We start from the raw sequence: 7,845 nt of genomic DNA on the forward strand, positions 1-7,845 counted from the left end.
GTTTTGATGGAGGTGCTCACAGAATGGAAAAAACTCCGAAGGGTGATTGCAGAACCACCCTACACCAACCCAGGAAATGTCCGACTACCCGGTTCTTGTAGCCTCGCCTAGCGTGCTGGTCCCAGTTAACAAAAGGACCTATCTGGCATGCGACGCTATTTAATTACCCTAGGCGCCAAAACCACTGCTGGCGGTACAGTAGTCGACGGTTTGAGGGGCTTCGGCATTAATGGGGTAGAAATTGCCCTTGAAGGGCACGAGGTGCGTTGCCCGGCGTGTCAGACCGCAGGCGTCATTGTTTGTGTCGGCCCGCGGCTTAAAATGGATGCGCATGGGCGAAAAGTTGCGCTTTCGGACGATATTTGTCTGTGCAAATGCGACCCGGCCCCTCGTCTGCTTACCGACCAGTTCGATCGGTATCAGACTGTTACTGCCGAAGATACTTCGGTACTAAGTAGAGCCGCTCCTGTATCGCCCCCAACGCAAGCTTCATCGACCGCGCCTCGTACATCGCCCACTTCACTCTCAAGACCCGCGACTCCAACATCAAGCGAGATCCTCGAGTCTTCCTGCGAGCGCAATTGGCGCTTCTATCAGAAACAGGCAGAAGACATTGTCGCGCCGGGCGGCACGCTGATCGCCGATCCCAGGTTGCGCAACCGAGTGATCAACTCTGCTTACGCTCAGCTCTGGCGGCTCGACAAGCGTTTTCAGTGGGCGGGGCTCGCGGCGTTTGCGTCCAAGCAGGTGGGGTGCGGCTTGCTGCATGCGGCTGACGCCATCGAGAAGATTCAGGTGGAATACGAGGCGGCGCAGCAGTTGAGAAGGAGTGCCCGCAAAGGGGTGTGGGGGTTGTTCAGCACCGAGGAGCGTGAACGGCGAGCGAAGCTGCGGGAGTACGAGCAGCGGCAGCGCGAATACGAACAGGCCGCCCGCGATAATCCAGTACCTAATGTTGATTGGCGGCAAGAGGGCGAACCGCTATCGAGCGTGCAGCAGCTTTATCAGCATGTCTACGAGATGATGGCGATGGGTAATACCACACTGTTTTTGGATGTGTTTCCGTTGCATGCGTTTTATAGGGACCGGGGGTTGGGGCTGCTGGATCAATGCTTGCCGTTTCGCAGGAGAATTATCGGAGCTGACCTTCCCCCTGTGCTGTGGCCGGTTGGGCACGAGAAACTTGAGTTCGGTACTAACTACGGTGAAATCCTGCAAGCTTTCGAGGCAATGGAAACAGGCAATATCGCCAAGAGCGTTGAGCACTTAGCTGACCACGAACAACGAAATATTCTTCAACCGACAATGTACGCTGATCCAAATCTAGTGGTATTGCTGCGTGGCAACCACCTTTCCTACGTTACAGATATACCGTCCGGGGCCGCCCAAGCTCTTGAGCTGACGCTAGCAAATCAATGCATCCCTGTTGATGACGGCCGAACCATTGAGTTCAGCAGCAACCCCATTGCCAACCTGGCCAATATCAATCAACGCATGTCGTTCGTACTGAAGGCCGCCGAACAGTTTGACAAGTTGCTACATAGCACTCAGCGACATCAGATCGAACAGGCGTTGGAAGATATCGCTGAAGGTGAAGGCGTTCGATGAGCCGGAACTTGCAGATAGGTTGGCGACGTTGCGGACTGGGATTGGTGCTTGCTGTACTTCTCTCATGGGTAGCAATACACCACGTTGCTGATGAACCGGAAATCGCACTGATGCTTGGCGAGCCCTGGGAAGACATGCGGCAACGCTCCAGCGCGAGCATTGAGCCAACCATTCCCGGACGCCACTGGTTCAGGATCCCAAAAACCGATGCTCGCCTTCGTTTCATTGATCCGAAATATGGATTCATAACCCCACTGGCCCGTTTCTTCACGATAGGCTTCGATGGTCAGCTAGTACGCAACGTTCGCATGTCCCCTCAAATCGAGCCGCTACTGCTCGACGACACGGTAAAGGTCATGTTGGATTTACAGGAGCAATGGCGTAAGGGTGGCTGGATACCCATCCGAGTCAAATACGATCCACCATTCGTTGACACACCCGAATGGCGTGCCAGATTGAGGGACGTGTACCAGGGCGGAACGTCATACTGGCAGGCTGGTGACAAATACCAATTAATGATGGTGGTTAATCGATTCAAGGATGACCGTTATCCCAATGAAGAGCGTTATCTCATCAAGCTGAGCTTAGGCAAACCCTGGGTACACCCATGAACAGTAAACACCCTTTCGCCAATCTTGCCGATATTGGTCAACGCATGGCGTTCGTACTAAAGACTGCTGCACAGTTTGACGATTTGTTACATAGCACAGAGCGACACCGGATCGAACAGGCTATTGAAGAGATCGCCGAAGGCCGGGGTATTCGATGAACAGACTATCAACAGTGAATTGGCGAAATACCGCACTTGCACTGTTCGCGGCAGCAATCGTGGTAGGGATGATACGGTTCTTCACCAGTACGCCAGAGATCGCATTGATGCTTGGCGAGCCTTGGGAAGACATGCGTCAGCGCTCCAGCGCATCCATCGACCCCGCCATTTCTGGGCATTTTTTGGGGAAGACTTCCGAAGTCTGATGCCCGCCTTCGTTTCATGGATTCTGAATATGGATTCGTAACCCCCAAAGCTCGTTTCTTCACAGCGAGCTTCGAGAGTGATGAGACGGTCAGTAGTGTCCGTATATCCCCTCAAGTTGAACCACTTCTTCTCGATGACACCCTCAAAGTTGTACTGGATTTGCAGGACCAATGGCGCAACGCTGGTTGGCAGCCGATTCGCGTCGCCTCCAACCCTCCATTCGCCGACACCCCTGAATGGCGCGCCCGCTTGCGCAACGTGAACCAGAGCGGTACGTCTTTTTGGCAGGCCGGAAAAAAATATCAAGTGATGCTGGGGGTTAATCGTTTCAAGAACGTTCGACATCCTACTGAAGAACGCTATCTCATCAAGTTGCAACTGGCCGCACCTTGGATACCGCAATGACCAAATACCTACATTGGCGACTCGAAGGGCTGAAAATGTCGTTGCTGTACTTCTTGGATCGTTCCCAATGCAAATATGGAAGGATGTTTGCTCCCGATGGCGGTGGGTCAGTTAAAAATATGTCACTGACACGCCCTCATCGGGAGCAAGTCTAATCGTCGCACCGCCCCTCCCACATTGGAGATTTGAATACAGCCGCACCTACTATTGGTTAAGCCGTACCTGCTTTTCCAACTCCAGCTTCAAGCCGGGCTCGAGCTTCAGTTGATGGGCCAATTCGTCCAGGTAGGCCTTTTCCATGAAGTTCTCTTCGTCCACCAACATCACGCTGGCGATATACATCTCGGCGGCCATTTCCGGGGTGCCGGCCGCCCGCGCCACGTCGGCCGGATCCAGGGGTTTGTTCAGTTCGGCGTGCAGCCAGCTCTGCAGTTCGTTGTCGTTGTCCAGCTTGGTGAACTCGCCTTCGATCAGCTCGCGCTCACGCTCATCCACGTGGCCGTCGGCCTTGGCCGCTGCGACCAGCGCCTTGAGGATGCCCTGGCTGTGTTGCTCGACCTGGGCCGGCGGCAGGCGGTCGATGGTTTGCGGCTCGCCCTGGGGCGCATTGGCCTGGTTGGCCTGCCAGTTGCCGTAGGCTTTGTAGGCGATGACGCCCAACGCGGCCAACCCGCCGTAGGTCAGGGCCTTGCCGCCGAATTTGCGCGCCTTTTTGTTGCCCAGCAGCAAGCCCATGGCACCGGCCGCCAGTGCGCCGCCGCCTGCACCGCCGAGCAGGCTGCCCAATCCGCCACCGCCCAGCAGGCCGCCCAGGGCACCTTTATCATCCTGTTTGCGCTGGCCGCCGGCCTTGTTTTGCAACATGTCCTGGCCAGACTTGAGCAACTGATCGAGCAATCCACGGGTGTTCATAAAAGCCTCCAGACACTTGGGTTCATAGGACCAATAGGCCCCCAGCGTAAAACTAAGTGCCAAAAAGCCCCGATCTAGAGTGCTTCCAGATGTAACGCAACGCTTGCAGCGTGAAGCTTGCAACTGCCCTTCGCTTAAATCGATATACACTCGAGCACATCGATAAAAACACCCCACTGGTAATTCCGCATGATGACCTTGCGTCAAATCCGGCACTTTATCGCCGTGGCCGAGACCGGCTCGATCTCCGCCGCCGCGCAAACGGCGTTCATTTCCCAGTCGACCCTGACGCTGGCGATCCAGCAACTGGAGCAGGAAATCGGCGTCAACCTGTTCAACCGCCACGCCAAGGGCATGACCCTGACCCATCAGGGCCACCAGTTCCTGCGCCAGGCGCACCTGATCCTCGCCACTGTCGACAACGCCAAGCGCAGCCTGCAACAGAGCACCGACCAAGTGGCCGGGCAGTTGATCATCGGCGTTACCAGCCTGGTGGCCGGCTATTACCTGGCGGATCTGCTCACCCGTTTCCAGCGCGCCTACCCCAATGTGGAAATCCGCGTAATGGAAGACGAACGTCCGTATATCGAGCATTTGCTGGTCAGCGGCGAGATCGACGTGGGTGTGCTGATTCTCTCCAATCTGGAAGACCGCCACGCCCTGCAGACCGAAGTCCTCACCCACTCGCCCCACCGCCTGTGGCTGCCGGCGCAACATCCATTGCTGGACCACGACAGCATCAACCTCGCCGATGTGGCGCGTGAGCCCTTGATTCAGCTGAACGTCGACGAAATGGGCCACAACGCCCAGCGCCTGTGGACCAGCGCCGGGCTGCAACCACGCATCACGTTGCGTACGGCATCGACGGAAGCCGTACGCAGCCTGGTCGCCGCAGGCCTGGGCGTGTCGATCCAGCCGGACATGACCTACCGGCCCTGGTCACTGGAAGGCGACATCATCGAGGCACGCACGATTGCCGACCTCAGCCAGACCCTCGATGTAGGCCTGGCCTGGCGCCGGGGCACTGCGCGGCCCGCCCTGGTGGACCCGTTCCTGACCGTGGCCCGCGAACAGCCGCACCCACGCAAGCCATCTATTTAATCGAATGCTGCATTCAGTATTTAGTATTTGTTGACCTCGCGCCCGACCTCTAGTCTCTGGTCATCCCCTAAGAGAAGGTCAGGCGCTTTGTAAGAGAACGCCCATGACCGCACAAGAAAAGAGATCGCGAAAAATGTCCGGCGCGCCCACCCCGCTGCTCACTGCGTTGCTGATCGACGGCGAACTGGTCCAGGGTCAGGGGTTTGTCGAGCCGATCCTCAACCCCGCCACGGGCGAGGTACTCACCCAGATCGCCGAAGCCAGCAGCGAGCAGGTCGAAGCCGCGATCCTCGCCGCCCACCGTGCGTTTGCCGGTTGGTCGCGAACCACACCGCAACAACGTTCAATCCTGTTGCTGGGCATCGCCGATGCTATCGAAAAACAGGCCGACTACCTGGCCCGCCTGGAATCGCTGAACTGCGGCAAGCCGTTGCACCTGGCGCGCCAGGATGACTTGAGCGCCACCGTCGATGTGTTCCGCTTCTTCGCCGGTGCCGTGCGCTGCCAGACCGGCCAGCTCAGCGGCGAATACCTGCCGGGCTACACCAGCATGGTGCGTCGCGACCCGATTGGCGTGGTGGCATCCATCGCCCCGTGGAATTACCCGCTGATGATGGCCGCCTGGAAGATCGCCCCGGCGCTGGCGGCCGGCAATACGTTGGTGTTTAAACCATCGGAACACACACCGCTGTCGATTCTCGCCTTGGCGCCCGTGCTGAAGGATTTGTTACCGCGTGGAGTAATCAACATCCTGTGCGGCGGTGGCGACGGGGTCGGCAGCCATCTGGTCAGCCACCCGAAAGTGCGCATGGTCTCGCTGACCGGCGATATCGTCACCGGGCAGAAAATCCTCCAGGCCGCCGCCAAGACCCTGAAACGCACGCACCTGGAACTGGGCGGCAAGGCGCCAGTGATCGTGTGCAACGACGCCGACCTGCAGGCGGTGGTCGAGGGCGTGCGTGCATACGGTTACTACAACGCCGGCCAGGATTGCACCGCCGCGTGCCGTATCTACGCCCAGGCCGGCATCCACGACACATTGGTCGCCGAGCTGGGCGCGGCGGTCGGCAGCCTGCGTTTTGCCGGCAAGCGTGATGCCGATAACGAACTCGGCCCGCTGATCAGCACGCGCCAGCGCGACCGCGTGGCCAGCTTTGTCGAACGCGCCCTCGGCCAGCCGCATATCGAACGAATCACCGGAGCCGCCGTGCATTCCGGCGCCGGTTTCTATTACCAGCCGACGCTGCTGGCCGGCTGTAAACAGAACGATGAAATCGTGCAGCGCGAGGTGTTCGGCCCGGTGGTGACGGTGACGCGCTTCGATGAGTTGGAACAGGCGGTGGACTGGGCCAACGACTCCGAATACGGCCTGGCCTCGTCGGTGTGGACGCAGAACCTGGACAAGGCCATGCAGGTGGCGGCGCGCCTGCAATACGGCTGCACCTGGATCAACAGTCATTTCATGCTGGTCAGCGAGATGCCCCACGGCGGCTTGAAGCGCTCGGGGTATGGGAAAGATCTTTCGAGCGATTCGCTACAGGACTACAGCGTGGTACGCCACATCATGGCCCGCCACGGCCAGCATCTTTAAAACAACAACTAAGCTCATGCGTCACGGCTTCACCCACTGCCCCGACCATAATTAAAGAAGAGGGAACCCCATGTCCGCGCACAAGACAGCATTGCTCAGCGCCTTGACCACCGCGCTGCTGGCCAGCGTCAGTATTCAGGCCGCCGAACCGCTCAAGGCGGTTGGCGCCGGTGAAGGCCAGTTGGATATCGTCGCCTGGCCCGGTTATATCGAACGCGGCGAAAGCGACAAGGCCTACGATTGGGTCACCGGCTTCGAGAAGGAAACCGGCTGCAAGGTCAATGTGAAAACCGCCGCGACCTCGGACGAAATGGTCAGCCTGATGGCCAAGGGCGGTTACGACCTGGTCACCGCGTCGGGCGATGCTTCGCTGCGCTTGATCGCCGGCAAACGGGTGCAACCGATCAACACCGCATTGATCGCCAATTGGAAAAACATCGACCCGCGCCTCAAGGATGCGCCGTGGTACGTGGTCGGCCAGCAAACCTACGGCACCCCGTACCAGTGGGGCCCGAACGTGTTGATGTACAACACCAACGTGTTCAAGACCGCGCCCACCAGTTGGGATGTACTGTTCAAGGCGCAGAACCTGCCGGACGGCAAGCCGAACAAAGGTCGCGTGCAGGCCTACGACGGCCCGATCTACATGGCCGATGCGGCGCTGTACCTCAAGAGCACCCAACCGGAGCTGGGTATCCAGAGCCCGTATGAGCTGACCGAAACCCAATACAAGGCGGTGCTCGACCTGTTGCGCGCCCAGCAACCGCTGATCCACCGCTACTGGCACGACACCACCGTACAAATGAGTGATTTCAAGAACGAAGGCGTGGTGGCCTCCAGCGCTTGGCCGTACCAGGTCAACGGCCTGCAAAACGAGAAACAGCCGATTGCGTCGACCATCCCGAAAGAAGGCGCCACCGGCTGGGCCGACACCACCATGTTGCACAGTGAAGCCAAGCACCCCAACTGCGCCTACAAGTGGATGGACTGGTCGCTGCAACCCAAGGTCCAGGGCGATGTGGCCGCCTGGTTCGGCTCGCTGCCGGCGGTGCCTGCGGCGTGTAAAGCGAGCGAACTGCTCGGCGCCGAAGGCTGCAAGACCAACGGCTTCGACCAGTTCGACAAGATCGCCTTCTGGAAAACCCCGCAAGCCGAAGGCGGCAAGTTCGTGCCGTACAGCCGCTGGACCCAGGATTACATTGCGATCATGGGCGGGCGCTAAAGACGTGCAGACGGCATAGATCTCCTGTGG

The 7,845-nt window shown here is 58.6% G+C and carries 7 protein-coding genes and 1 pseudogene; 7 read left to right on the forward strand and 1 reads right to left on the reverse strand.

The features are described from left to right. Nucleotides 1-147 precede the first annotated feature (147 nt). The 4 genes and pseudogenes from JWR98_RS29565 (at nt 148) to JWR98_RS20895 (ending at nt 2,989) form a co-directional block, all read left to right on the forward strand. Nucleotides 148-1,608 carry a PAAR domain-containing protein gene (locus tag JWR98_RS29565; protein WP_078731829.1) on the forward strand — a complete coding sequence of 487 codons (1,461 nt, stop codon included), beginning with the start codon at nt 148-150 and terminating at the stop codon, nt 1,606-1,608. After that, nucleotides 1,605-2,219 carry a hypothetical protein gene (locus tag JWR98_RS20885; protein WP_205491083.1) on the forward strand — a complete coding sequence of 205 codons (615 nt, stop codon included), beginning with the start codon at nt 1,605-1,607 and terminating at the stop codon, nt 2,217-2,219. Before JWR98_RS29565 ends, JWR98_RS20885 begins: the two co-directional genes overlap by 4 nt. After that, nucleotides 2,216-2,377, forward strand: coding sequence for a hypothetical protein (locus JWR98_RS20890; RefSeq protein WP_179119888.1), 162 nt, complete (start codon nt 2,216-2,218; stop codon nt 2,375-2,377). The genes JWR98_RS20885 and JWR98_RS20890 overlap by 4 nt, the downstream gene beginning before the upstream one ends. Further along, nucleotides 2,374-2,989, forward strand: a pseudogene (locus JWR98_RS20895) (hypothetical protein). Before JWR98_RS20890 ends, JWR98_RS20895 begins: the two are co-directional and overlap by 4 nt. 204 nt (nt 2,990-3,193) lie before the next feature. Here JWR98_RS20895 and JWR98_RS20900 read toward each other — a convergent pair. Beyond that, complete coding sequence (locus JWR98_RS20900) at nt 3,194-3,901, reverse strand: tellurite resistance TerB family protein (RefSeq protein ID WP_205491085.1); 708 nt, start codon at nt 3,899-3,901, stop codon at nt 3,194-3,196. A gap of 189 nt (nt 3,902-4,090) precedes the next feature. Here JWR98_RS20900 and JWR98_RS20905 point away from each other — a divergent pair, with 189 nt between their 5' ends. From JWR98_RS20905 to ydcS, 3 genes are all read left to right on the forward strand, one after another. Continuing rightward, nucleotides 4,091-5,002 (forward strand): LysR family transcriptional regulator, encoded by a 912-nt coding sequence (locus JWR98_RS20905; protein ID WP_078823479.1) that lies wholly within the window; start codon nt 4,091-4,093, stop codon nt 5,000-5,002. A 133-nt stretch (nt 5,003-5,135) separates the two neighbouring features. Next, nucleotides 5,136-6,593 (forward strand): gamma-aminobutyraldehyde dehydrogenase, encoded by a 1,458-nt coding sequence (locus tag JWR98_RS20910; RefSeq protein ID WP_179119887.1) that lies wholly within the window; start codon nt 5,136-5,138, stop codon nt 6,591-6,593. A 70-nt stretch (nt 6,594-6,663) separates the two neighbouring features. Beyond that, the gene (gene ydcS, locus JWR98_RS20915) at nt 6,664-7,815 is read left to right on the forward strand and encodes a putative ABC transporter substrate-binding protein YdcS (protein ID WP_205491087.1); all 1,152 of its coding nucleotides are present in this window, start codon (nt 6,664-6,666) and stop codon (nt 7,813-7,815) included. Nucleotides 7,816-7,845: the final 30 nt, after the last annotated feature.

Source organism: Pseudomonas lactucae (assembly GCF_016937615.1).
GTDB classification, from domain to species: Bacteria; Pseudomonadota; Gammaproteobacteria; order Pseudomonadales; family Pseudomonadaceae; genus Aquipseudomonas; species Aquipseudomonas lactucae.

What these genes read in the sequence shown, in the direction of transcription:
- JWR98_RS20900 (WP_205491085.1), bottom strand. Translation starts at nt 3,901, where the DNA reads ATGAACACCCGTGGATTGCTCGATCAGTTGCTCAAGTCTGGCCAGGAC.
- JWR98_RS20885 (WP_205491083.1), top strand. Translation starts at nt 1,605, where the DNA reads ATGAGCCGGAACTTGCAGATAGGTTGGCGACGTTGCGGACTGGGATTG.
- JWR98_RS20890 (WP_179119888.1), top strand. Translation starts at nt 2,216, where the DNA reads ATGAACAGTAAACACCCTTTCGCCAATCTTGCCGATATTGGTCAACGC.
- JWR98_RS29565 (WP_078731829.1), top strand. Translation starts at nt 148, where the DNA reads ATGCGACGCTATTTAATTACCCTAGGCGCCAAAACCACTGCTGGCGGT.
- JWR98_RS20905 (WP_078823479.1), top strand. Translation starts at nt 4,091, where the DNA reads ATGATGACCTTGCGTCAAATCCGGCACTTTATCGCCGTGGCCGAGACC.
- JWR98_RS20910 (WP_179119887.1), top strand. Translation starts at nt 5,136, where the DNA reads ATGTCCGGCGCGCCCACCCCGCTGCTCACTGCGTTGCTGATCGACGGC.
- ydcS (WP_205491087.1), top strand. Translation starts at nt 6,664, where the DNA reads ATGTCCGCGCACAAGACAGCATTGCTCAGCGCCTTGACCACCGCGCTG.